This is a genomic window from Metabacillus sp. KH_069 (assembly GCF_057838075.1).
Genome location: NZ_CM174460.1, coordinates 528,220 through 552,418 on the forward strand (window position 1 = coordinate 528,220; position 24,199 = coordinate 552,418).

Genomic DNA, 24,199 nt, shown 5'->3' on the forward strand with positions numbered 1-24,199 from the left:
TTTGCAGTGTTAGAATCTCTTGATACATATGAATTAGTCATGAATCCTTTCATATATATTTTTTTCGTATAGAAAAGTTCATGAAAGTTTTGCTTGTAGTAAAAGTATGCTTCAATAGAGATGCTATACTTTAATGATATCGGATATGATCTTTTTTCGAAAAATTTACGTAGTTCTTACTTTAAGAGATAAGAAAGTATTTATTTTGCGCTTTGATGTCTAGCTCCATCGCCCAACTCCTCGGCCAGAACGGCTCCGCCAGTAAAGGCAAAAAGCGCCTTTTCTGTCGGATCCTTATCTGTCTGTCGGAGCTAACCGGGCGATTCCGCTTTTCTTATAAGCTTGGTTATTTAGGAGGTTATCGTGGCTACTCAACTTGAATATATGATTGAAGCAGAGCAATTCATCAGGCAATGTTATCATGAGCTCGGCAAAACGGAAGAAGAAACCGTTTCCCGTCTATTGCAAATTAAATCTCTGCTCGGTCAAGAGGGTCAGTATCATTTAACGTTTGAAGAACTTGAGCATGGGGCTAAGATGGCTTGGAGAAACAGCAATAAGTGCATTGGCCGTTTATTTTGGAACACGCTTAGAGTAGTGGATGCAAGAGAGCTTGCTGCGGAAGAAGAAATCAGGGACGCGCTGTTTTCACATATAGAATATGCAACAAATAACGGCCGAATTCGTCCGCTGATTACGATTTTTAAGCCAGGGGAGAATGGAACTGCGCCAGTGCGGATCTGGAATCATCAGCTGCTTAGATATGCAGGCTACGAAACAGATTCTGGAATTGTCGGCGATCCGGGATCCATCGTATTTACAAAGAAATGCGAAGAACTTGGATGGAAGGGTGAAGGGACGGACTATGATTTGCTTCCTCTTGTCATTCAGGCAGAAAATCGGGAGCCGGTTTGGTTTGAGATCCCCTCTGAAATTGTGCTGGAGGTTCCAATCTCGCATCCTCAATACCCGGAGTTCAGTGAGCTGAATGCTAAATGGTATGCCGTTCCGATTATTTCTGACATGAGCCTTGAAATAGGCGGGATGACATTTCCTGCAGCTCCGTTCAATGGCTGGTATATGGGAACAGAAATTGGCGCAAGGAATCTGGCGGATGAGGGCAGGTATAACATGCTTCCAAAAGTAGCTTCGCTATTGGGGCTGGATATCTCCTCCAATGCGACACTTTGGAAAGACAAAACGCTTGTTGAACTGAACGTTGCCGTTTTGCATTCTTTTAAAGAAGCCGGTGCCAGCATCGTCGATCATCATACAGCTGCCCAGCAATTTAAGCGGTTTGAACATAATGAAATGTCAGAAGGACGGGACGTGACTGGAGACTGGACTTGGCTGATTCCTCCAGTGTCCCCGGCGACAACTCATATTTTTCATAAGCAGTATGAAAATAAAATCATTAAGCCGAACTATTTTTATCAGGATCGTGCTTATTAGGACAAGCTCTTGCGGGGGTTTGTTTTTTTTATAGAAATTAGGAGATTGTTGGAAAAAATAAAGTTTTTGAGGCGTTTTGGAAAGTATTTAATTGATTTCTGCATGTAAAATGGGCATTTAAGAAAGTATTTGAGCCGTTTTGGAAAGTAAACTCTCTTTTATCTGAAAACAGGTTGAAGAATTCCTGCTGTATTTGCCAAGTGCACATAGAAAACGACCATTCTCATGGTCGTTTTTAATTAGAGTCCGCTTAATTTGTTCAAGCTGAAAATTCAAATTCAATGCACAATCTTAAACTCAGAAAACGTCTCTGACTGAAGTTTCCCTTTTACTGAAATGTCGTCTACCTCAGCATAACGGTTGCCTTCCTTCAAATCCTTCAGGAAATCTTCTAATTGCTTGTCCTCTCCCTGAACCATAATTTCAACCGTTCCGTCGTCTCTATTTTTAACCCAGCCTGTCAGTTCATGTGAAGCGGCAAGTTTCTGGGTGTGAAAACGGAAGCCGACTCCCTGTACCCGGCCAGCTGCAATCATATTTAAGGTTTTTATCATAAAAATCGCCTCCTAACGTCTCATTTCCCGTTGTTTACCTATTATAATCAAATAAAAAGAGAGAGGAGCTGCTGCAGATGGAATGGCAGAAAAACGAATATCTTGTGTCAAACGATCAAACCTTGCTGCAAATTGAAAAGATAGAGGGTTGGATCAGTGAGTCATACTGGGCAAAGGGCCGCTCTAGAAAAGTAATAGAAGAGAGCATTCAGCACTCTCTGTGCTTCGGATTGTACGGTCAGGATGGCAGACAAATCGGTTTTGCCAGAGTCATAACAGATCAGGCAGTCTTTTCATGGATCATGGATGTCATCATTGACCAGGAATACAGAGGACGGGGGCTTGGGAAGTTCCTAGTGGAATGCATCATCAGCCATCCCGCGATTAAAAAGACGAAAATGGGCCTTGCCACCAAGGATGCTCATGATCTTTACAGACAGTTTGGCTTTGAAACAGAAGAATGCATGAGAAGACCGCTAATCTAAGAAAAGCGGAATTGTCTGTTGGAGTTAGGCAACTGCGCTTGTCATCGAAGGACAAACTCTAGTACATGCGCCCGCGCAAATAAAAGGCAGCGGGCTTTTTAGTGGATAATGCCTTTCCTGAGTCCTACCGCAACAGCCTCGGCGCGGTGCTTCACCCCTAATTTCCGGATCACCGCACTTAAATAATCACGCACAGTAAATTCGCTGATTTTCATGTGTTCAGCCATTTCTTTCATGCAATAGCCATTTGCCAGATGCTGAAGGACTTCGGTTTCCCGTTTGCTTAGAATACGATTAGAATTGTGCGAGATAAATTCCTGGAAGTAGTAAGACAGCTGCTCTACATGACTTCTAATAGATTGCCTCCTGCCTGTATACTGGTCGGCAAGAACGCAGCCTATCACGTTATTCGAGCTGCTGATCGGAATGATGGCAAGGGTGGACAGCTTAAATTGATTGATGTACTTTTCTGGAAAAGGAACGTTGCTTTGTGTGAGGTCAATGAGCTGAAGCTGATTATTCTTAAGGGCATTGTATACTGGCGGGATGTAGCGGACGTCTTCTTTTATCCAGTGCATGGATGTGATTTTTTCTTTGTCTGCCTGAATTAAGCCTTCTCCTACATAACTGAAGGATGAGTATGTAAAAATTGCAGCGCGCTTGAAAGGGAAAAACTGAACACAGCCGAGGACCATCCTCTCGGTCCTTTTCGTAAAATCGTGAATTTGGGAAGCTTCACGAATATATTCTCTTACTCTAGCATCTAGCATTCGACAATTTCCTCCCCTACCTTTTCAGTACTATTTCACCTTCATCTCTCATTGTAAAATAAATATGTAAGCACTTACAAATATAAGGGCATCGCATTTAAAAATAATTCAAATCAGGAGGGAACGATGAACAAACGCGAAATCATTACGACAAGCAGCAGAGGTATTAATGAAGAGTTACTGCCGTACCGGCTCTTTCAGAAGGCGAAGCGATTTGGGATTTGGAATCCGTCAGATATTGATTTTACACAAGATACAAAAGATTGGAAGAGTCTAAGCGACGCGCAGAGAAACGAAGTTCTTCGGCTCATCTCGCAATTTCAGGCAGGAGAGGAAGCAGTAACGCTTGATTTGCTGCCGCTTATGATGGCCATTGCAAAAGAAGGGCGTCTTGAAGAAGAAATGTATTTGACAACGTTTCTGTTTGAAGAAGCAAAGCATACCGAGTTTTTCCGTTTGGCTCTCAATGCCATTGGCGAAACAGGTGATCTCTCAATCTACCACACAGACACTTATAAAACGATTTTTTATGAGCTGCTGCCGCAGACGATGGATCGTCTCATCCATGATCAATCCCCTGAAGCGATAGCTGAAGCATCCACTGTCTACAACATGTTTGTGGAAGGTGTTCTCGCTGAAACAGGTTATTTCTCTTTTTACAGGTCGCTTGAGGAAGCAGGCATTATGCCGGGATTGTTACAAGGAGTAGGGCTTTTGAAAAAGGATGAATCAAGGCATATCGGCTACGGCACCTTCCTGCTGCAGCGCCTGATCAGCGAGCATGAGCATATTTTTGATCTCGTTTCAGAAAAAATGAAGCAGCTGACTCCATATGCAATCAAACTGAATAAGGAAGGCATAGAAGGTGAGCAAAATGCCTTCGGCCATACCATTGATGAAACGATGGCCTTCACAATGAGACAGCTCTCTGTCCGCATGGATATTCTTGCAAGGGCGCGAGGAAAGAGGATGGAAGAGATTTACCGAATGACAGAATACGAGGTTGGCGTTGTTTAATCGACTTTTAGAGGAGGAAGAATCATGAGTGTAAATGTAGATGTCCTAACCCTGCCGCTGTTTATTAATGGGAAGTGGGAAGAGTCGGTTTCTGGAGAAACGTTTGATATTTTCAATCCTGCAACAGGAGAACTCGCTGCAAAGGCAGCAAAGGGAACGAAAGAGGATGTGGACAAAGCGGTGCTTGCAGCAAGGCACGCATTTGATCATACTGAATGGAAAAGCATGAAGCCGAAAGAACGTTTAAAGGTGCTGAATGCGATAGCATATCAGATCATTCAGCATGCGGAAGAGCTCGCGTTTTTAGAGTGCATTAGTTCTGGAGGAACAATCAGGCGCATTACGTCAAATGATATTCTGCAAATGGCCGACCTATTTCAGACGTTCGGCAAATTTGTGCTGGATTATCCATACTCTGAAACGCTGCCAAATCCGCCGTTTCCGGGCCCTGCTCACAATTTCATCTGGAGAGAGCCAATCGGAGTTTGTGCGGCGATTACACCATGGAATATGCCGATGCTGATTGCCGCATGGAAAATAGCCCCTGCACTTGCAATGGGAAATACCTTGGTCATTAAGCCAGCAAGCTATACGCCTTTATCTACATTAAAACTTGCAGAAATTATTTCGAAAGTTGTTCCGCCTGGAGTCATCAATGTCGTATCTGGGCCTGGAGCAGAGACTGGTGAAGCACTTGTCTGTCATCCCAAAGTCGATAAAGTGGCGTTTACCGGATCAACTGAAGTTGGCCGCAGTATCATGAAGCTTGCCGCTGAAACGGTTAAAAACACAACACTTGAGCTTGGAGGGAAATCGCCGAATATTATTTTTGAAGATGCCGATCTTTCACTTGCTTTACCAGGAAGTTTATTCGGAGTTTTCCTGCACTCCGGGCAGCTGTGCGAATCAGGAACCCGCTTGTTTGTGCCTGAGAGCATGCATGATGAAATTGTGGAAGGGCTGCTTGCACTGACAAAGAAATTGCAGCTTGGAAACCCGCTTGAAGCATCAACAGATGTGGGTCCTATTATTTCTAAAAAGCAAAAAGATTCGATTCTTGCCTACATTCAGTCTGGTTTAGAAGAAGGAGCCACACTCGTATGCGGAGGAAAAGAAGTAACTGTCCCTGGATGTGAGGGAGGATCATTCATTGAACCGACCATTTTCACAAACGTGACCAATGAAATGAAAATTGCTCAAGAAGAAATCTTTGGACCTGTTTTATCTATTATCAAATATTCGGATGAAGAAGAAGCAATCAGACTCGCAAATGACACAATCTATGGATTGGCAGCAGGTGTCTGGACAAGGGATGTCAACAAAGCGTATGCTGCTGCAAGAAAGCTTCAGGCAGGAGTTGTCTGGATCAATGACTGGCACATGCTCCGCAATGATGCGCCTTTTGGAGGCTACAAGCAAAGCGGAATCGGCCGTGAAATGGGCAAGCATTCCCTTGATGCTTATACACAAGTAAAACATGTTCACACATCAATGGTATCTGATCTTCATAAGCGAAACTGGTACGGTATTTTGTTTTCTGAAAAAAATCAAACGGATAGAGGTGAAGACTGATGCTGACAACAACTTTTTCACAGTTCATGCTGCGCTCCGGCATCTACAGCGGATCGAATACAAGGGCAATGGTGCCTGATCTGTTCAGAGGTCTTGGTGCAAAAAGAGTGGTTCTTTTCAGTGATCGCGGTCTTGAAAAAGCGGGAGTTGTCGAAAAGACGGCACAAATCTTTGAATTAACCACACATGGTAATGGGCCTGAACTTGCAGGTATCTATCTCGATATTAAGCAGGATGCAGAAAGCAGCTGTGTAAACGATGCTGTCCGCTATGCAAGGGAGGTTGGTGCAGATGCATTGCTTGCAGTTGGCGGCGGAAGTGTCCTGGATACAGTTAAAGGCGTAAAGTACTGTCTGCATAAAGGGCTGACGAATATTAATGACGCCATCCCCGGCGGCTTTTTAATGGAATCTTTTCCTGAAGCAGCCCACATTCCGATTCCGCATATTGCTATACCGACGACAGCAGGCACGGGATCTGAAGTCTCTCCGATTGCGGTAATCTACAACGAAGAATTGAAACTGAAGACAAACATCATCAATCCATTTATCAGTGCGGATATCGCAGTCCTTGATCCTGACCTGACAGTTGGATTGCCTTCAACTATTACAGCGTTTACAGGTTTTGATGCTCTCACACATGCAATTGAGGCATTCGCATCGCCAAATGCAACTGCGCTGACAGATGCTTATGCCCTGCACGCCGTTCGGCTAATTGAAAAGAATCTGCTGACTGTTGTTGCAGACGGCGAGAACCTTCGAGCGAGAATGGACATGCTTCATGCAAGTTTAATGGGAATTACAGCGTTCAGCTTTGCCCTGAATGCAATACCCGTTCATAATTTCGCACATGCCTATGGCGCGATGTTCCGCATCCCGCATGGCCTTGCAAATGCCGTCTTTTTGCCTGCTGTTATGGAGGGAATCCCATCGTTGTACCTGCCAAAAATACATCAGCTGGCTGAAGCACTGAATGTAGAAGCGAAGAACGAAGACGCACCGGTAGTATTAAATAAAGTCATTGATAAAATCAAGCTGCTTCAGCATAAAGCGGGACTTCCTGCTGACTTTTCAGACTACAGCATTTCAGAAGAGGATTTAGAGAAAGTCATTCCGGCTGTTGCGCTTGATCCGGCAGCTGTATCTTTCCCGATGCCGCCTGAATTGATTTATACCATTAGTCAAAAGGTTGTGCCTGCGGGGGTGAAATGATAAGTAGCCTAAGGGCTGTCCAGAAAGTCTGTTTTCCATTATAAATTTTGTCCGTTCCTTTCCGCTGCAATCCACTTAATGTTTTTAACATGGAGTCTAAAAACAACAAAGTTTACGAAAAGAGCCTACAGAAAAAGCATGCAGGAAATAACATTGTTTTTCCTGCATGCTTTATTTTAGGGACTTATCGGACAGCCACTTTTCATGGTTTTTAGGTAATCTTATAGTGTCTATGATACCCGGATTTTAGGTACTAACAAATTGCCAAAAAGCCGCCAACTCATAAGAAATACAATTACCAATAAATAACGGATACTAAACCGCTGTGAGTTTTTAGTATCCGTTTTCCTGTGTATCCTTTTAAATCTCCTGATCTCTCTTCTTATATAAAATCTTCCTACTAACTGAATCCCATTGACCCAGTGCCAAACAAATAACTCCGACAATCAGCGCAGCTGCTGTCCAAATAGTGATTCCTGTTTCAATCGAATCATATCCGCCGCCAAAGTAATTGGTGTTCACCGAGTTAATGTTTGAAATCATAACAGCTGCTGTGAGATGCTTCGCTGCATAAAGAAAAGCTGCCACAGCAATAAAGAATAATCCAATTTTTGAAGAGTTGTTCATTTCATCACCTGCATTCATTGATACTTTGAATGTACCATAAATTAGGATGAAGGTGTTTTTTAATTAAAGAAAGGGTAGCTTCTGTCTTTTTCCTGTACACCGATCCATTTGACCGTTGTAAATTTATCAAGCGCCCATTCGCCGCCGAAACGGCCGAGGCCTGAGTCTTTTTCTCCGCCGAAGGCAACGTGTGCTTCATCGTTCACTGATTGATCATTGATGTGAATCATCCCTGTTTCAATTTGTTTTGCGACAGAGACACCATGGTGAAGATCCTTTGTGAAAACGGAGCCGCTCAGACCATATGGAGACGCATTCGCAAGCTCAATTGCTTCTGCTTCATTTTTTGCTTTAAGAATAGGAGCGACAGGACCAAAGATTTCATTTTTGGCAATAGGCATGTCGTTTTTCACGTTTGTCAGGATGACCGGATGCATTACATTGCCGTCAATTTCTCCTCCGAAAATCTTTTCAGCACCAGCTTCAAGACTCTCTTCAAGATCTTTTTGGATTCTCTCAATTTGATCATGATTAATCAGCGGTCCGACGACAGTTTTTGAATCGGCTGGATCTCCTGCTTGCAGCATGCTGACTTTTTCTTTGAAAAGTTCGACGAATTCATCATGAACACTTTCTTCCACAATGATGCGGTTAAGCGCCATACATATTTGACCCTGATGGAGGAACTTGCCGAAAGCTGCAGATTCCGCCGCTTTCTCAAGGTCGGCATCTGTGAGGACAACCATGACATTGTTTCCCCCAAGCTCTAAAGCTGTATCCTTCAAATGCTTTCCTGCAAGCTCGCCGATATGGCGGCCTACCTCTGTTGAGCCGGTAAATGAGATTAGTTTAGGAACACGATGCTCAATGAAAGCATCGCCAATCTCAGAGCCTCTGCCTGCCACTACATTTACCGTACCTTTAGGCGCACCGGCCTTTTCAAAAAGCTCGCCGATTAAAAATCCGGATGTGATCGGTGCTTCGGAAGCAGGCTTAATCACAACCGTATTCCCGGCAGCAAGAGCGGGTGCAACTGAGCGCATTGCCAGGTGCAGAGGGAAGTTCCATGGTCCGATGACTCCGATGACTCCTTTGGCTGTCCGGTAGACTCTATTTTCTTTTCCTGGGATATTAGAAGGCAAAATTTTTCCTTCCATGCGGTAAGGGAAAGTGCTTGCTTCTTTAACGATGCGAAGTGTTGCAGCCCATTCAACTTCAGCCTTCACTTTAGTGCTGCCGGACTCATGAACGAGCAGATCGATTATTTCTTCTTTTCGTTCTGTTAAAGCCTGAGCAACCTTGTCCAGAATCACCTGTTTTTCCTGCGGCAGCGTGGCATCCCACTCTTTTTGAGACTGCTCTGCTGCCAGATAAGCGCGGTCAAGGTCTCCTTCATCTGCAGAATTAAATTCATTGATCAAATCACCATTATACGGATTTATATTTTTAATTGTTTTATCGCTGGATCCATTGATCCACTCACCGTTGATAAATTGTTTTGTATAGTTGTTCATTTTTGTTCCTCCTATCTGTGTACTCACGTAATATTCCCGTTGGGTAAAGGATCTAAAACTTTTAAATGTGTTCAAACGTTTTTTATGGGAAAATAATGAAAGACAGGAGGGACAATATGAAAAATAAAAAATATTTATTGGAATCACTGAACGTTGGCCAGCCAAAAAAGGTTTTATATAACGGAAGGGAAATTCAAACAGGAATCTATAAGGAGCCTGTGGAGCATCCGCTTTTTCTGTCAAAAACGAATTTAGAAGGAGACGGCCAGGCAGATCTCGTGCATCATGGAGGAGAGGACAAAGCCGTTTGCGTGTATTCATTTGATCATTATTCTTATTGGGAAGATGCCCTGGGTGTACAATTAGAGCCGGGAGCTTTCGGAGAAAATCTCACAATCAGGGGACTGACCGAAGAAAATGTCTTTCTTGGCGATGTCTTTCAATTTGGAGAAGCAATAGTAGAAGTAAGCCAGCCGCGCCAGCCGTGTTTTAAGCTTGCGATGAAGCATCAGGTGAAAGATCTGCCTGTCCAAATTCAGAATACGAAGTTCACCGGTTTTTATTTCCGTGTTTTGAAAGAAGGCAGAGTCAGCAAAGAAGATGGGTTAGAGCTGATAGAATCACAAGCAAACGGTGTTTCCATTACGGCTGCCAATCAAATAAAATACCACGATAAACAAAATACAGAGGCAATAAAGAGAATCCTAGAAGTAAAAGCATTGTCAGACAGCTGGAGATCTTCGTTTGAAAAAAGGCTGTAGAGAACAGGAAAAAGCACACGGACTTAAGACCGTGTGCCAGCCGTACTTTTTTTCTCATAAACTGAAAACATCATCCAATAGAGAAGCGCACTTGCCAATGCTAGAATCCCCAGTATGGCAAAGGTCCATTGAAAACCAAACCAGACCGTCATCGGGATGGAAAGCGGGGCAATCGTCCGCCCTATGGTATACCTGAGACTGGCTGCCGCAAAGTATTGTCCGCGCATGTGTTCAGGTGCAAGCTTTGAGACGAAGCTTTGCTGCAATCCTGCTGTCATCAATTCCGCAAATGTAAAGAGCGCCATAGCGAAAATAAGACCCCAGATAAAGCCGAACTGGCCAAAAAGGAAAATCGAGACTCCATATAAGACAGAGGACAGGATGAAAACGTTCCTTTCGTTATAAGCTGTCATCCACTTTGTCACGGATATTGTCAGAATGGCTACAAGCAAGCCGTTTTCTGACAGCAGAAACCCGAAAGCCTGCTCACCGCCAAGAGAGACGGACCAATCTCCAAGAGAGAACAACTGCGCGTTTTGCACGGTTTCTTTTGTATACACAGGAATCAGCATATCAAGCTGCATAAAGGTTTGAGCTGCAAGCACGCCTGCACCGATATAAAGCAGAAAAGCTTTATCCCTGAAAATAATCTTGTACTCCCGTATTTGATGAAGCAGAAATTCATACCACTTAGAACCGATGGCAAGCTTGCTGCCAGTTGTAGGCGCGGTTTCCCGAGTCCACAGAAATAACAGCCCTGCAAGCAAGAAACAAACGAATCCTGCGAACACTAATAATTCAAAGAAATAATTCACATAGAAAATGGCACCTAAAATCGGGCCAATAACAACTGCGAGATTAATGGATGTGTAGAAAACGGCAAACACATTGCTGCGGTCTTTTTCTTCTACGACATCTGCAATCATGGCCTGGCTGGCCGGCCAGTAAAAGGACCCGAAAACTCCTGCAAACGCAAAGCAGATAAAACCAAGCAATGGAGCTTCAAACCAAGGCGAAACGGATAGAGCAAACGTAAGAAACGACAGACCCTGTCCAACAGCAGACAGCACCATCATTTTTTTTCTTCCGAAACGATCCGCGCAGTAGCCTCCCATTAAATTAGCCATAACTGAAAAAATCTGTGAAAATACAAGCAAGAATCCTGCCTGTTCTTTCCCGAATTCCTCCGCAAAATAAATCGTCAAAAACGGGAAAAACATCCAATATGTAATATTCATCAGCGCTTCGCCAAATAAGCGTATTTTTAAATTTCGGTCCCAATCCCTGAGTCTCATGCTGTTATCCTCGCTTTTTCAAAATCACACCTTCTCTATGATACCTCTCAGCTGAATAGAAGAGCAACGTATTCATGCTTGTGAATACATGGGAGAGATGATAGTTTTTAATGAAAGACCGTTTTGCACATTTTATAGAATCATAGTGATATCGTGAAGAAAAGGAGTGAATCTATGGAATTCAAACTTGATCATATCGTACATTTTATAGACAGACATCCTCTAGAAGCAGCAAACATGTTTATCAAACAAGACTTACAGGCTGTTATGGGGGGGCGTCATGAAAACTGGGGATCTCACAACAGCTTATGTTATTTCAGTGATCTGGCTTATTTGGAGTTTCTTGCTGTCGAAGACCGTAAAAAAGCTAACGGCACAAAGAATCCGCTGATTCACCGCCTGTTAAAGCAGCCTGCTGAGGGATTAGGCCAGATAGCGATTCGGACAGACCGAATTGAGGCAGTAAGAGAAGAACTTAATGAAAAAGGGCTTGAAACAGGTGAAGTCATTGAAGCCAGCAGAAAAAGAGAAGACGGCAGCCTATTAGAATGGAAAATGCTTTTTATTCAGCAAAGCGATGAAGACTGTCCGCTGCCTTTTTTTATTCAATGGAATCAGACAGATGATGAACGGAAACAGGATTTACATAAGAACGGGGCATTGTCGGACCTGAACCTGGACGTGTCCATTTCAAAAGTGCACTATATCGTAAAAGATTTAAATTCCGCCGTTACTAAATGGAGAAAATATTTTGATCTTCCAAGGGGAGAGGAAACGGTAAATGATGAGTGGAGATCGAGAAGCTATGCCATCAAGCTTGAATCCTTTCAGCTCATCTTTACAGAAGCATCCGGAGCAGGCATCGTAAAGCAAATGCTGGAGAAAAAAGGCGAAGGACCATACCTGGTAGAGTTTAATCCGCCGGTTTTTAAATCCTACTATCAGATTTTCGGCGCCATGTATAAATAAAAGATCCGCTTCCTAATTAGGAGGCGGATCTTTTGTTTATTCGTACAATTGTTGATCTTTGTTCAGTTTTGGAGATAAAGTCTTAAGTTTGTATTTAATATAGACAGGATTCAGCTTATTAGATAGACGATTTGGACGCCTTAATTTAAATGTTTTTCTTTTATGTTCTTTAGTCAGGTACTCTTCATATTTCCGGTTCCAGTGTTTGAGTGAAGCAGCCACAAGAATAGCTGTTACAATGAAAAGTCCAACTACAGCAGGCAAGAATGCGGGTGATACAATTCCCTCCGCATAAGCGAGGCCTATAGGCGAAAAGACAATGTAAGTTGCGCAAACTAGAGATAATAGAATAATAGATGTTGGAATCGTATATTTCCATGGCATCATATTAACTGAAGCTTCGGTTTTATAAATATAAGCTTCTTCTCTTGGTTTAATCATTCCGATAATAAGCATCATAAACACTTCGATAAAGAAAAGTATCGCATAGATGTGAATGAAGTGAATATCTACCGTAAATCCAAAGAGGTGGTTCGTGCCCCACACAAGCATGTAGTAAGTGATGACGTGAAAAATAATCACGGCTTTAGCTGCAGCAGCAGGAACAAATTTGGATAAAAGGCCGACAAGGACAATTGTAATAATCGGGATATTGAAAAAGCCAGTGAACTTTCGGATTAAATCCCATAATCCATCCGGTGCGTACATGAGAAGAGGAGAAACAAATAACGCAACAACTGCAAGCAGTGTACCGAACAATTTGCTGACACTGATGAGTTTTTTATCATCAGCCTTCGGATTGAATTGCACTTTATAAATATCAAGGGCAAACATCGTGGCAGCACTATTCAATAACGAATTAAATGAACTGAAAACCGCACCGAGCAATACTGCGAGGAAAAAGCCTGATAAGTAAGCCGGCAATACATCTGCAATCAATGTAGGATATGCAAGATCAACGGATTTCAGGCTGTCACCGTACTGATGAAAGACAATAACTCCTGGAAGCATCATAAAAACAGGAATTAAAAGTTTATAAAATCCTGATAAGATAACCCCTTTTTGTCCTTCAGCAAGATTTTTGGCGCCAAGGGTGCGCTGAATGACGTATTGATTGGAAGCCCAGTAAAACAAGTTTGCGAAAATCATGCCTGTGAAGATCGTTCCGAAGGGGACAGAGTCTTCTTTAGAGCCGATGGCGTTGAGCTTCTCGGGATTGGATGTCGTGATTTCTTTCATGCCATCAAGCATATTCCCATTTCCAAGAGTTATAAATCCTAAAACAGGAACTAAAATACCGATGATAAGCAGCCCGATCCCATTTAATGTGTCGGATACAGCAACAGCTTTTAATCCGCCGAAAATAGCATAAACAGCACCGATTATGCCGATGATCCAAATGACAAGCCAGATCGACTGAATATAGGAGATGCCAAAAAGATCAGGCACATCAAACATTTGCAGAACCGCTAACGCCCCTGAGTAGAGCATAGATGGAATCGTTACCAGTATGTAGCCAAGCATAAATAAAATAACGGTATATCTTCTCACGCCTTCGTCAAACCGCTTGCTTAAAAATTCCGGAAGCGTTGTAAAGCTTCCTCCAAGGTACTTTGGAAGCAGATAGAGAGCCATGACAACAATGGCAAAAGCAGACGTAACTTCCCATGCCATATTCGACAGGTTCGTCCGGTAGGCTTGTCCATTTAAACCGACAAGCTGTTCAGCAGATAAATTTGTCAGCAGCAGCGACCCGGCAATAAAGCCTCCGGTTAATCCTCTTCCTGCAAGAAAATAGCCTTGTGAATCTTCGTTTCCGCCTTTCGTTTTCAAATAGGAAATCCAAGCAACAAGACCCATGAAAAATGCACAGGATAAGAGCGTAAACCAAATTCCTCCCATATATGTTTTCCTCCTAAAATATAAAATAATAGTTTTCTAGAATAAATGACTAACCATTAAATAACCTTATTTTTTAAAACATAAACCTAAAATAATAGAAGATGGGAAAAACGGACGAATAAAAAGTCTGACTATTTTATTAAATCAGACTTTTTACTTAGAGCTTATTTAATTGGCTTAACCACAATTGCCTGAGAGCTTTTTCTGATCAGACAGTCTTTTAATTCATCAGGAGAAAGCATGCCAAGTGTAAGAGCAGCATCAATTTTTTGCTTATCAGGTTGTTTTACTGAAATAATACAGTCCGTTAAGTTTAAATCTTCTAATACCTTGACTGTTTTCTCGGGGTGATATTGCTCTGAGTGCCGGATTTGCCTTTGAATCTTGTAATCACCGATTCTCTCTTCGCCTTTGCAGAGCTTTCCGTGCGTATGATCGAAAAAGGAATTGAAGATTTTTTTCATCTCTGCAAGTTCCTCATCTATTTTCTTCGCCTTCTCATTTAACGAAGCATAACGTGCAACCATTTCTTCAGGAATCTGAAATGTTTTTGAATCGCTCATTTGGATGCCTCCATTTTACTTGTGATTCTAAATTGTATGCCTGCACAGCCTGGCTGTAGAACGTTTGTTTGATTCTTTGTCATGAAACATCTATATTTTAAGAAGGAATAATGAAGCTGATTGTGTAACCTAATTTAAAGAAGGATTTGGCTCTTTTCGTAACCTTTGTTGCTTTTAGAATAGATGTTTAAAACCTTTAGTGGATTGCAGCGGAAGGAACTTGACTCCTGCGGGAAATAGAGGGAAATGGGAGACCCCGCAGGCATGCCGAGGAGGCTCCCACCCTCCCCGCGGAAAGCAAGTTCCTGGAGCGGAAAGGAACGGACAACATTTGTAATTGCAAACAATCTTTGCGAACACAGCAAAAGATGTTAGGGAGGGTTAAGAATGGATCTTTTCACGATTCTGTCGGAAGATAAAATAAAACAAGCGATAAAAGATGGCGAATTTAAACAGCTTCCCGGCATGGGAAAGCCGCTGCCGAGCTTGAAGATTTGTCCCATATCCCGCCTGAGCTCCGGATGTCCTATAAAATGATGAAAAACGCGAATATGATGGACGAAGACATCGAGCTGAAAAAAGCGATTCATACACTAGAACAGCTTCTTGCCCAATGTCCGGATGAAATGGAGAAAGAGAAGCTGCAGGTGCAGCTGAACGAGAAAGCCTTTCAGCTTGATAAAATATTGAAGAAGCGAAATACTTTCAGTTCAAGAGCCTCTGCTTTTTATAAGGATAAAATTTACTCGAAATGGTCCTAATAGACATCGATGATGGAGTGATTTCATGAACGTCGTCTGGTTTAAACGTGATTTAAGAATAGCTGATCATAAGCCGTTTGCTGATGCCGCTTTATATGGGGAAGTGCTCCCGATGTATGCAGCCGAACCGTCTATATGGTCAGGAGAAGACTATTCTGCAAGGCACTTTCAGTTCGTGCGCGAAAGCTTGGACGACCTGCAGAATGCGTTGGAAGATAGAGGAGGCAGCTTATTCACTTATATTGGAGAAATGGAAGAGGCACTTTCTGCAATCTTTAAAACATACGGCAAATTCACTTTGTATGCTCATGAAGAAAAGGCGGGGAGTGCAGCACTTGAGAGGAATGCCAGAGTGAGAGAATGGATGAATGAGAGAGGCCTCAGGTTTTTGGAGTATCCCGTTAATGAAAAAAACAGCGGGAGAAAATTTCAGGAAAGATGGAATGAACTTCGCCAGAGTGAACCTGTCAGAAGTCCTGAACAAATTCGGGCACCAGAAGATTTTCCGGCAAGCTTTAACATGGGTGCTAATAAACTGGGATCATTTTCTGTTTCAGGCGATCCAATCAGATTTGGTCAGCAGGGCGGCGAACAGCAGGCAGTTGAAACGCTTGAAACCTTTTTGCAGGAGCGGTGTCAATCCTATGAAGAGAATGGGTCCAACCTTCTTCAGTCAACGGTATCTTCAAGCAGACTTTCGCCATATTTGGCATGGGGAAACATTTCGTTTCGGACAGTCGTCCAAAAAACGTCGATAAAGATAGAAAATTGTGATAATTTGTTTCTTGTGAAACAATTAACATCTTTTCAGGAGCGTCTTAAGGAACGGTGGAAGCTGATTGAGCAGGGAAATGTTCTTGAATCTGAGCATATTCCATTTGAAAAAGATGATTTGTTTTTGAGATGGTTTAATGGAGAAACCGGGATTCCCATGATAGATGCAGCAATGAATTGTCTTCATAAAACGGGCTGGATTCCATCGAAATATCGAGGCATGCTTGTTTCATTTGCCGTTAATACGCTTTCACTGAACGTGCAAATGTGCGCGGATGCACTAGCTTCCCTTTTTCTGGACTATGAGCCTATCATTCATGTTCATCAAATTCAAAAGATGTCGCAGAAAGTTCAGGATCCCGTGAAAATAGGGAAAAAAGAAGATACAGACGGTATTTTTATCAAGAGATACTTGCCGAGTCTTTCAAATGTACCTGCTAAACATATCCATGAGCCTTGGCATTATCCGGGTTTTTTCCACTTAGACTATCAGGCACCGGCCGTGGATGTGAAGAAAGCGAATCAGGCAGCAAGAAAATCCAAGTCTGGCATGGCCGCACGTTCTGTAAAGGCATCGGACCATGAACAATTGAAATTTGATTTGTGAAAGGAGATTTCTTTTGCACGTAGTAGGAATAGATTTAGCCGGACCCGCAAATCATCGGGATACAGCAATGGCGATTTTTAAGAGGGAAGGGAATGTCCTTAGCCTTCAGAATCTTGCCTTTAATAATAGTGACAGAAAGATCATTGAAACAATTGCAGCTCTTTCTTCTTGCGGAGAAGAGGTCATAGTAGGAATCGATGCTCCATTATCCTATCAGGACGGAGGCGGAGATCGTCCCTCAGATAAAGAGATAAGAAATGCAATTAAAGCGGCTGGATTGTATCATGGCTCCATCATGGCGCCAACCTTTCATCGAATGGTGTATCTGACTATGAGAGGAATCGGACTAAGCAGATCTCTGCAGAACCTGACGGCATCCATTGTTGAAGTTCATCCTGGAGCTGCTTTGGGGCTCAGGCTGAAGGAAGAAGACCGCCACCTTGCTCTTACTTATAAAAAGAATGAAGAATCAAGGCTTCATCTCATTCCTTATTTTAAGGAATGGGGGCTGGAGGGAATAACTGCTGATGCAGCTGATACAAATCATGGGCTGGACGCATGTGCAGCTGTCCTTGCCGCATGGCACTGGGGAGATCCTGTTCATACTCCCAAGTTGAATGTGCCTGCATCCCCTCCATTTCACCCGTTTGATTTTTGCTGCTGATTATTCGGCCACGCTTAAAAGAGCGTGGCCTCTTTTTGTTCTCGGAATTGGATGTATCTGGATGAATGGCCGGAAAACAGCGTGAGCGGGCACAAACCTGCTGCAGGCGATTGAAAAAACGGGCAAGCGGCTATTAAATGGTTTTTAATCTTCTGCAGCCTTAGACAAAAAAGTGCAAAGAGTGCTATTTTGCAGAAGATAGAGGGTATGGATAAATGATTCGGAATAATGATAGAAAGGTGGGTGAAGGATGGGCTGCAGCATATGTACATAATAATTCGGTCTTCGGACGGAATTTTTCAAAAGCGCTCTTTTTTTATGAAGAGTAGTCATAAGATTCAGAGTGCCAAAAAGCTGGATGGATTTGGCAATAGCCTGATTAATAGGGGAATTAGCTTAAACCGTGAAAACGATTACTCTTTTTTGTTGACAACATGTATATACAGGAATACAATATGTTTGTAACTTGTATATACAGGAATGTGAAATGAGATAAATGGAAGCCTTTTTTAGGCAATACTAGGCTATTAATGAAAACGATTACGGGAGGTTGAAATAGATGAGTGTGAACAAACAGGAAGTCCGCGATATCGTTGATGCTGTCGGCGGCAAGGATAATATTGCGGCAGCTACACACTGTGTCACTCGTTTGCGCTTCGCTTTGAAAGACGAAAGCAAAGTGGATAAAGAAAAACTCGATCAGATTGATATGGTGAAAGGTTCATTTTCGACAAATGGACAGTTCCAGGTTGTGATTGGACAAGGTCTTGTTGATAAAGTTTACAAGGAAATGGCAGAACAAACAGGAATGGGTGAATCTTCAAAAGAAGACGTAAAAGATGCAGCTTCAAGCAAATTGAATCCTATCCAAAAAGCGGTGAAAATGCTGGCTGATATTTTCATTCCTATTTTGCCGGCGATCGTAACAGCTGGTTTACTGATGGGAATTAACAACATCCTGAGCGGTGCCGGAATTTTCTTTGATGATAAATCTCTTATTGACGTTTACCCGCAATGGGCTGATTTATCAGGCATTATTAACTTGATTGCGAATACGGCGTTTACTTTCCTCCCTGCCTTAATCGGCTGGTCAGCAGTGAAACGCTTTGGAGGAAGTCCGCTGCTTGGGATTGTTCTTGGGTTAATCCTCGTGCATCCGGATCTTCTGAATGCATGGTCATACGGTGAGGCTCAGGCCAAAGGCGAGGTTCCTGTGTGGAACTTATTCGGGCTTGAGGTTGAAAAGATCGGCTATCAGGGACAAGTTCTTCCGGTTTTGTTTGCTTCTTATTTACTCGCTAAAATTGAAGTGTTTTTAAATAAAAGAGTACCTGATTCAATCAAGCTATTAGTAGTTGCCCCAATTACATTATTGGTTACTGGGTTTGCAGCTTTTATCGTCATTGGACCAATTACATTTGCAGCTGGAAACTTTATTACAGACGGTGTCATTGCCATTTTTGATAACTTTGCAGCTCTTGGCGGCTTGCTCTACGGAGGATTATATTCACTGCTTGTTGTAACGGGCATGCATCATACGTTCCTTGCAGTTGACCTGCAGCTTGTAGCAAGTGCTGGCGGCACATTCTTATGGCCGATGCTTGCTTTATCAAACATTGCACAGGGTTCAGCAGCTTTTGCCATGATGCGCATGGTGAAAGATGAAAAACAAAAAGGTTTAGCGCTGACTTCAGGAATTTCAGCTTACCTTGGTATTACAGAGCCTGCTATGTTTGGTGTGAATCTTAGATACCGCTATCCATTCATCGCGGCGATGATCGGTTCAGCAATCGCAGGTATCTTTATAACAATTAATCATGTTAAAGCTTTCTCCATCGGTGTTGGAGGAATTCCTGGATTCTTGTCCATTCAATCCGAATACTGGACGGCATTCTTTATCGGAATGGCCATCGCAATTGTTGTGCCATTCGTACTGACTTACGTATTTGCCAATTTTAATTGGAAGAAAAAATAAAAACAAAAAGGACAAGCCATTGTCCTTTTTGCCGTTTAAATCTAAAAGATGGTGGTGCATGTTAAATGAAACAGCCTTGGTGGAAAAAATCAGCGGTTTATCAAATTTATCCGAAAAGCTTTAACGATACGAATGGAAACGGAGTAGGCGATATTCAGGGCATCATAGAAAAACTGGATTATTTAAAAGAGCTCGGCATTGATGTTGTATGGCTGACGCCGATTTATGAATCTCCTCAAAAAGACAATGGATATGACATCAGCGACTATTATTCCATTCATGAAGAATATGGAACAATGGAGGATTTTGAATCTCTTTTACAAGAGGCTCACGATCGCGGGATTAAAATCATCATGGATATTGTGGTCAACCATACTTCTACTGAGCACGCATGGTTTAAGGAAGCACAATCATCAAAAGAGAATCCTTACCGTGATTTCTATATTTGGAAAGAAGGAAAAGAAGACGGCTCTGAACCGACGAACTGGATTTCAAAATTCGGCGGCTCGGCATGGAAGCTAGATGAAAAAACAGGCGAATATTATCTGCATCTGTTTGACGTGACACAAGCTGACTTGAATTGGGAGAATGAAGAAGTCCGCAGAAAAGTCTATGAAATGATGCAGTTTTGGTTTGAAAAAGGAGTAGACGGCTTTAGACTTGATGTCATTAACCTGATTTCAAAAAATCAGGATTTCCCGGATGATGATGGAAGCACAGCTCCTGGCGACGGCCGCAAGTTTTACACAGACGGTCCGCTCGTGCATGAATATATGAAAGAAATGAACAAGGAAGTTTTTTCGAAATATGACAGCATGACGGTTGGAGAAATGTCTTCAACGACGATTGAAAATTGCATTGAGTATTCAAATCCGGAATCAAAAGAACTAAGCATGACATTCAATTTCCACCATTTGAAAGTGGATTACCCGAATGGGGAAAAATGGGCATTGGCTGATTTTGATTTTGGTGCATTAAAGCAAATTCTTTCAACATGGCAGGTTGAGATGCATAAAGGCGGAGGCTGGAACGCCTTGTTCTGGTGCAACCATGACCAGCCGCGGATTGTTTCAAGATATGGAAATGACGGGGAATACCGCATCGAATCAGCTAAAATGCTTGCGACAACGATTCACATGATGCAGGGAACTCCTTACATTTACCAGGGAGAAGAGTTTGGAATGACGAATCCTAAATTCGAAAGCATCAACGATTATCGTGATGTTGAAACCCTGAATACATTCGAAATTTTGAAAAATGCGGGGAAGTCAGAAGAAGAGATTATCGAGATTTTAAAAAGTAAATCAAGAGATAACTCACGCACACCTGTTCAATGGAATGATTCCAAGCATGCCGGCTTTACAGCAGGAACACCTTGGATCAAGCCAGCAAGCAATTATCCCGAAATCAATGCAGAGAATGCCCTTCAAGATGAAAACTCTGTTTTTTATCACTATCAAAACTTGATTCAGCTTAGAAAAGACATTGATTTAATCACTTACGGGGATTATGAACTGATTCTTGAAGATCACGATCAGCTGTTTGCATACGTGCGAAATGGAGATGGAGAGAAGCTGCTGGTCATCAATAACTTCTATGAACAGGAAACCGTCTTTACATTGCCGGATCATGTTGATGCAGACGGATATAACAGCGAAATTCTTATCTCCAACTACCCTGATTCTGCACAATCATTTAAAGACGCAACATTGCGCCCGTTTGAGTCCATCGTTTATCATCTTAAGAAGTAATGGTAAACTAATGGTGGTGGTTAAAGATGAAAACAAACAATAAATATTTGGCGATTTATCAGGAGTTATCAGAAGGGATTAAACAGGGAGTTGTCAAAGTGAATGAAACTCTGCCCTCTGAAAACGAGCTCGCCGTGCAATATGAAACTTCAAGGGAAACAATCCGCAAGGCCCTTAACCTTCTTGCCCAAAATGGGTACATTCAAAAGGTTAAAGGGAAAGGGTCAATTGTTCTCGATGTCACCAAAATGAGCTTTCCCGTTTCGGGTCTCGTCAGTTTCAAAGAGCTTTCGCAGAACTTAGGAAGAACTTCTCAAACAGCAGTGGAGAAATTCGGCCTCATCAAACCAGACGATTTTATTATGCAGCAGCTGAACCTGGGTGCGCATGACGAGGTCTGGGAGGTTGTCAGGTCAAGAAAAATTGACGGCGAGAACATCATCCTTGATAAGGATTATCTCAATCGAAAGCACATTCCTTTTTTAACAAAGGAAATCTGCGAGGACTCGATCTACCGCTACATTGAAGAAGAATTAAAATTAAAAATCAGCTTTGCGAAAAAAGAAATTGTTGTAGAAGAGTGCACAGAGGAAGATTTCAACTACTTGGATTTAAAAAACTTCCAGCATATCGTCGTTGTAAAAAATCACGTATATCTTGAAGACACAAGCCTGTTTCAGTACACAGAATCACGCCACAGACTTGATAAATTCAGATTTGTTGATTTTGCGAGAAGAGGACATTAATAAAGAGGCTTGGACAAAAGTCAGATAGCCAAAGAAAAATCCGAACTGGGAGTTAATAGTTCGGATTTTTTCTGTATAAAAGGCTTCTAAAGCCAAAGTTTTTTTGTTGGACATTTTATGTCCCATACTCAGTTGTGGCGGTATTCCCCAGAGTGGTGCCACTTTTCAGGTGAACGCTTCTCAGTTGTGGCGGCATTCCCCAGAGTGCTGCCACTTTTCATGTGAACGCTCCTCAGTTGAGGCGCCACTCCCCAGAGTGCTGCCACTTTTCATGTGAACGCTCCTCAGTTGTGGCGGCATTCCCCAGAGTGGTGCCACTTTTCAGGTGATTGCTTCTCAGTTGTGGCGGCATTCCCCAGAGAGGTGCCACTTTTCATGTGAACGCTCCTCAGTTGAGGCGCCACTCCCCAGGTGCTGCCACTTTTCAGGTGAACGCTCCTCAGTTGAGGCGGCATTCCCCAGAGAGGTGCCACTTTTCATGTGAACGCTCCTCAGTTGTGGCGGCATTCCCCCAGAGTGGTGCCACTTTTTCAATATGGAGCTACCTCACAAAGTGCTGCCAATTCTTCGAATCCTTACCTGTATTTTCAGGATTAAATAGTGTCCTGAGAAACGTTGGAAATTGAAAAAACAAGTTTTGTCCCGGCAGCTTTTTTATTGAGAATTAGATACTGATAGTTTGAAAAACCCGCACTTTCCTGTCCCAATCATTCCCGCTCCGCTTTCCGAATATCAGCCAAAACCGACTGATAAGCATGATATCCGCTTACCGATACGCCAATTGTGCCCGCTCCAGGAAAGACGCTGTCCCCGCATAAGTAAATCCCCTTAATTCCAGTCCGATGTGAAAGACTTTTGAATAAGGCGTGATCAAGTGTCTGAGGATAGCCGCCAACCATACCCGATGGCCGCTTTGTGAACCGTTCCCATGCTTTTGGGGCCCCTGTCATCATGTCTATTAAGTTTTCCCGAAGACTGGGCAGAGCCATTTCAATGGATTTCAGCATCTTTTCAGCGAGAACCTCTTTGTAATGATCGTATTTTTCTTTCGTGTCCCAATTTCCAAGCTCTGTGTGGGTGCTTGATGTCATAGTGCGGAAACCGGCTGGTGCACGCAGTATGTCATCTTTCTTCGAGATGGAAAGGAAGATATGGTGACCTTCTGCCAATTTGCCTGAATGATTATCTATGACTTGATGAAAAAGCGGGAAGTTTTCCGGTATCAGTTCTTCTTTCACCGTCATGTAAAGAGTCATCGTTCCCCATTGGGATTGAGTCTCTTTCTTGGCATAGGATTTGCTTAGAGAATGCTCGCAGCTCTGGTGACAAGATCTTTGTGAAGCTTGGCAAGGGAAGATTGCATATGACGTAATCAGCGTAATAGGTCCGTTCTCTTTGATCTGTCACCATATAGCCGTTCTTTTCCCTGTGGATTTGCTGAACCCAGGAGCGCTTGCGCAATGTCCCTCCACCAGTTTCAACTGATTCTGCCAGACGCTCCGCAATTTGATATAGGCCTCCATTTAAGTAAAAAGCACCCTCGTGGTAGACAGTCAGTGCGTATGCACCGAGTATGGCCGAGCAATCGCTGCTTGCTGTCTGCATGGAATCAATCAGCTGTGCATCGATGATATGAACAAATTCACGCTCATCGTTTAATCTGTGCTTTTCCAGGAGTGCGCTCAATGTTTTTTTGAAATAGGGAAGGAGCGTTAAGGTAGACGGCTGTAATGACTGCAGCAATTTACCCCATTCCGAAGCTGTTTTTGGAGGAAGAACAGGAAGCGGATCAATCAGTTTTTTTACCTCTGCTCCCATGTGCCATATTTCCGTGTAAAATGAATCGATTTTATTGCTTAAATGCGGAAAGTGGCTTTTCAGTTCAGTGATGTAAGCAATGCGGTCACGGCAGTAGCTCACCGTTCTTCCCGGCAAATGGATGTCCATGATGGTATTAAGCAGGGAATGTTCTTTAAAAGGAAGATGAAGCTCTTCAAAGATTTTTTGGTGAACGCCGCCTGTTTCAAAACCCATACCAAGTGTTGCTCCGACAGGAAATAAGTACTGACCGCGCTGAAACTTTCCTGCACATCCGCCCCATTCATTAGAAGCTTCAAGCACTGTCACATCGATCTGATTATCAGCAAGCAATGCAGCAGCTGTCAGCCCTCCGATTCCGCCTCCAATCACGACAACCTTATGCGTCATTATCCACACCTCATTCAACCT

Annotated in this window: 21 protein-coding genes and 1 pseudogene; 13 read left to right on the top strand and 9 right to left on the bottom strand. The window is 42.8% G+C overall.

Annotated elements, in window-relative coordinates; translation table 11 throughout:
- Positions 1-384: 384 nt before the first annotated feature.
- On the top strand, positions 385-1,452 hold the full coding sequence (locus tag AC3ISE_RS02780; RefSeq protein ID WP_489224246.1) for a nitric oxide synthase oxygenase: 1,068 nt from the start codon (positions 385-387) through the stop codon (positions 1,450-1,452).
- A 278-nt stretch (positions 1,453-1,730) separates the two neighbouring features.
- On the opposite strand, the gene AC3ISE_RS02785 is transcribed toward AC3ISE_RS02780, so the two are convergent.
- Entirely contained in the window at positions 1,731-2,006 is a 276-nt protein-coding gene (locus tag AC3ISE_RS02785; protein ID WP_489222963.1) for an acylphosphatase, read from the bottom strand.
- Between the two features lie 77 nt (positions 2,007-2,083).
- Here AC3ISE_RS02785 and AC3ISE_RS02790 point away from each other — a divergent pair, with 77 nt between their 5' ends.
- Complete coding sequence (locus AC3ISE_RS02790; RefSeq protein ID WP_489222964.1) at positions 2,084-2,491, top strand: GNAT family N-acetyltransferase; 408 nt, start codon at positions 2,084-2,086, stop codon at positions 2,489-2,491.
- 98 nt (positions 2,492-2,589) lie between these two features.
- Here the strand turns inward: AC3ISE_RS02790 and AC3ISE_RS02795 are convergent, their stop codons facing one another.
- Entirely contained in the window at positions 2,590-3,261 is a 672-nt protein-coding gene (locus AC3ISE_RS02795; protein WP_489222965.1) for a response regulator transcription factor, read from the bottom strand.
- A gap of 90 nt (positions 3,262-3,351) precedes the next feature.
- Between AC3ISE_RS02795 and AC3ISE_RS02800 the strand changes: the two genes are divergently transcribed.
- From AC3ISE_RS02800 to AC3ISE_RS02810, 3 genes are read left to right on the top strand one after another with little or no spacing between them, the layout of a single operon-like run.
- Entirely contained in the window at positions 3,352-4,278 is a 927-nt protein-coding gene (locus tag AC3ISE_RS02800) for a R2-like ligand-binding oxidase (protein ID WP_489224247.1), read from the top strand.
- Between the two features lie 24 nt (positions 4,279-4,302).
- Positions 4,303-5,850, top strand: a complete 1,548-nt coding sequence (locus tag AC3ISE_RS02805) for an aldehyde dehydrogenase family protein (protein WP_489222966.1) — start codon at positions 4,303-4,305, stop codon at positions 5,848-5,850.
- On the top strand, positions 5,850-7,061 hold the full coding sequence (locus tag AC3ISE_RS02810; protein ID WP_489222967.1) for an iron-containing alcohol dehydrogenase: 1,212 nt from the start codon (positions 5,850-5,852) through the stop codon (positions 7,059-7,061). Before AC3ISE_RS02805 ends, AC3ISE_RS02810 begins: the two co-directional genes overlap by 1 nt.
- A gap of 360 nt (positions 7,062-7,421) precedes the next feature.
- Here the strand turns inward: AC3ISE_RS02810 and AC3ISE_RS02815 are convergent, their stop codons facing one another.
- A complete protein-coding gene (locus AC3ISE_RS02815; RefSeq protein ID WP_489222968.1) occupies positions 7,422-7,688 on the bottom strand; it encodes a hypothetical protein in 267 nt (88 codons plus the stop codon).
- 59 nt (positions 7,689-7,747) lie between these two features.
- The gene (locus AC3ISE_RS02820; RefSeq protein WP_489222969.1) at positions 7,748-9,202 is read right to left on the bottom strand and encodes an aldehyde dehydrogenase family protein; all 1,455 of its coding nucleotides are present in this window, start codon (positions 9,200-9,202) and stop codon (positions 7,748-7,750) included.
- Positions 9,203-9,318: 116 nt separating this feature from the next.
- On the opposite strand from AC3ISE_RS02820, the gene AC3ISE_RS02825 reads away from it, so the two are divergent.
- Positions 9,319-9,963 (top strand): MOSC domain-containing protein, encoded by a 645-nt coding sequence (locus tag AC3ISE_RS02825; protein WP_489222970.1) that lies wholly within the window; start codon positions 9,319-9,321, stop codon positions 9,961-9,963.
- Positions 9,964-9,986: 23 nt separating this feature from the next.
- On the opposite strand, the gene AC3ISE_RS02830 is transcribed toward AC3ISE_RS02825, so the two are convergent.
- Positions 9,987-11,258 (bottom strand): MDR family MFS transporter, encoded by a 1,272-nt coding sequence (locus AC3ISE_RS02830; protein WP_489222971.1) that lies wholly within the window; start codon positions 11,256-11,258, stop codon positions 9,987-9,989.
- A 174-nt stretch (positions 11,259-11,432) separates the two neighbouring features.
- On the opposite strand from AC3ISE_RS02830, the gene AC3ISE_RS02835 reads away from it, so the two are divergent.
- Positions 11,433-12,227, top strand: coding sequence for a VOC family protein (locus AC3ISE_RS02835; RefSeq protein ID WP_489222972.1), 795 nt, complete (start codon positions 11,433-11,435; stop codon positions 12,225-12,227).
- 36 nt (positions 12,228-12,263) lie between these two features.
- Here the strand turns inward: AC3ISE_RS02835 and AC3ISE_RS02840 are convergent, their stop codons facing one another.
- Positions 12,264-14,129 (bottom strand): solute:sodium symporter family transporter, encoded by a 1,866-nt coding sequence (locus AC3ISE_RS02840; protein ID WP_489222973.1) that lies wholly within the window; start codon positions 14,127-14,129, stop codon positions 12,264-12,266.
- 164 nt (positions 14,130-14,293) lie between these two features.
- Positions 14,294-14,692, bottom strand: a complete 399-nt coding sequence (locus AC3ISE_RS02845; RefSeq protein ID WP_489222974.1) for a hypothetical protein — start codon at positions 14,690-14,692, stop codon at positions 14,294-14,296.
- A 387-nt stretch (positions 14,693-15,079) separates the two neighbouring features.
- Here AC3ISE_RS02845 and AC3ISE_RS02850 point away from each other — a divergent pair.
- From AC3ISE_RS02850 to treR, 6 genes and pseudogenes are all read left to right on the top strand, one after another.
- A pseudogene (locus tag AC3ISE_RS02850) lies at positions 15,080-15,453 on the top strand (DnaJ family domain-containing protein).
- Between the two features lie 25 nt (positions 15,454-15,478).
- On the top strand, positions 15,479-16,834 hold the full coding sequence (locus AC3ISE_RS02855) for an FAD-binding domain-containing protein (protein ID WP_489222975.1): 1,356 nt from the start codon (positions 15,479-15,481) through the stop codon (positions 16,832-16,834).
- A 13-nt stretch (positions 16,835-16,847) separates the two neighbouring features.
- Positions 16,848-17,498, top strand: a complete 651-nt coding sequence (locus tag AC3ISE_RS02860; RefSeq protein ID WP_489222976.1) for a DUF429 domain-containing protein — start codon at positions 16,848-16,850, stop codon at positions 17,496-17,498.
- Positions 17,499-18,057: 559 nt separating this feature from the next.
- Positions 18,058-19,473, top strand: a complete 1,416-nt coding sequence (treP, locus tag AC3ISE_RS02865; RefSeq protein ID WP_489222977.1) for a PTS system trehalose-specific EIIBC component — start codon at positions 18,058-18,060, stop codon at positions 19,471-19,473.
- Between the two features lie 65 nt (positions 19,474-19,538).
- Entirely contained in the window at positions 19,539-21,224 is a 1,686-nt protein-coding gene (gene treC, locus AC3ISE_RS02870) for an alpha,alpha-phosphotrehalase (RefSeq protein WP_489222978.1), read from the top strand.
- A gap of 26 nt (positions 21,225-21,250) precedes the next feature.
- Positions 21,251-21,970: a trehalose operon repressor gene (gene treR / locus AC3ISE_RS02875; RefSeq protein ID WP_489222979.1), complete on the top strand. Its 720-nt coding sequence runs from the start codon at positions 21,251-21,253 to the stop codon at positions 21,968-21,970.
- 707 nt (positions 21,971-22,677) lie between these two features.
- Here treR and AC3ISE_RS02880 read toward each other — a convergent pair.
- Positions 22,678-23,226, bottom strand: coding sequence for a phytoene desaturase family protein (locus tag AC3ISE_RS02880; protein ID WP_489222980.1), 549 nt, complete (start codon positions 23,224-23,226; stop codon positions 22,678-22,680).
- Positions 23,153-24,178, bottom strand: coding sequence for a phytoene desaturase family protein (locus AC3ISE_RS02885; RefSeq protein ID WP_489222981.1), 1,026 nt, complete (start codon positions 24,176-24,178; stop codon positions 23,153-23,155). The genes AC3ISE_RS02880 and AC3ISE_RS02885 overlap by 74 nt, the downstream gene beginning before the upstream one ends.
- Positions 24,179-24,199 lie beyond the last annotated feature (21 nt).

Excerpts from the sequence above, each read along its gene's own strand:
- AC3ISE_RS02810 (WP_489222967.1), top strand. The coding sequence starts at position 5,850 with ATGCTGACAACAACTTTTTCACAGTTCATGCTGCGCTCCGGCATCTAC.
- AC3ISE_RS02790 (WP_489222964.1), top strand. The coding sequence starts at position 2,084 with ATGGAATGGCAGAAAAACGAATATCTTGTGTCAAACGATCAAACCTTG.
- AC3ISE_RS02820 (WP_489222969.1), bottom strand. The coding sequence starts at position 9,202 with ATGAACAACTATACAAAACAATTTATCAACGGTGAGTGGATCAATGGA.
- AC3ISE_RS02845 (WP_489222974.1), bottom strand. The coding sequence starts at position 14,692 with ATGAGCGATTCAAAAACATTTCAGATTCCTGAAGAAATGGTTGCACGT.
- AC3ISE_RS02785 (WP_489222963.1), bottom strand. The coding sequence starts at position 2,006 with ATGATAAAAACCTTAAATATGATTGCAGCTGGCCGGGTACAGGGAGTC.
- AC3ISE_RS02885 (WP_489222981.1), bottom strand. The coding sequence starts at position 24,178 with ATGACGCATAAGGTTGTCGTGATTGGAGGCGGAATCGGAGGGCTGACA.
- AC3ISE_RS02880 (WP_489222980.1), bottom strand. The coding sequence starts at position 23,226 with ATGACTCTTTACATGACGGTGAAAGAAGAACTGATACCGGAAAACTTC.
- treC (WP_489222978.1), top strand. The coding sequence starts at position 19,539 with ATGAAACAGCCTTGGTGGAAAAAATCAGCGGTTTATCAAATTTATCCG.
- AC3ISE_RS02805 (WP_489222966.1), top strand. The coding sequence starts at position 4,303 with ATGAGTGTAAATGTAGATGTCCTAACCCTGCCGCTGTTTATTAATGGG.
- AC3ISE_RS02795 (WP_489222965.1), bottom strand. The coding sequence starts at position 3,261 with ATGCTAGATGCTAGAGTAAGAGAATATATTCGTGAAGCTTCCCAAATT.
- AC3ISE_RS02815 (WP_489222968.1), bottom strand. The coding sequence starts at position 7,688 with ATGAACAACTCTTCAAAAATTGGATTATTCTTTATTGCTGTGGCAGCT.
- AC3ISE_RS02780 (WP_489224246.1), top strand. The coding sequence starts at position 385 with ATGATTGAAGCAGAGCAATTCATCAGGCAATGTTATCATGAGCTCGGC.
- AC3ISE_RS02835 (WP_489222972.1), top strand. The coding sequence starts at position 11,433 with ATGGAATTCAAACTTGATCATATCGTACATTTTATAGACAGACATCCT.
- AC3ISE_RS02830 (WP_489222971.1), bottom strand. The coding sequence starts at position 11,258 with ATGAGACTCAGGGATTGGGACCGAAATTTAAAAATACGCTTATTTGGC.
- AC3ISE_RS02825 (WP_489222970.1), top strand. The coding sequence starts at position 9,319 with ATGAAAAATAAAAAATATTTATTGGAATCACTGAACGTTGGCCAGCCA.
- AC3ISE_RS02840 (WP_489222973.1), bottom strand. The coding sequence starts at position 14,129 with ATGGGAGGAATTTGGTTTACGCTCTTATCCTGTGCATTTTTCATGGGT.
- treR (WP_489222979.1), top strand. The coding sequence starts at position 21,251 with ATGAAAACAAACAATAAATATTTGGCGATTTATCAGGAGTTATCAGAA.
- AC3ISE_RS02855 (WP_489222975.1), top strand. The coding sequence starts at position 15,479 with ATGAACGTCGTCTGGTTTAAACGTGATTTAAGAATAGCTGATCATAAG.
- treP (WP_489222977.1), top strand. The coding sequence starts at position 18,058 with ATGAGTGTGAACAAACAGGAAGTCCGCGATATCGTTGATGCTGTCGGC.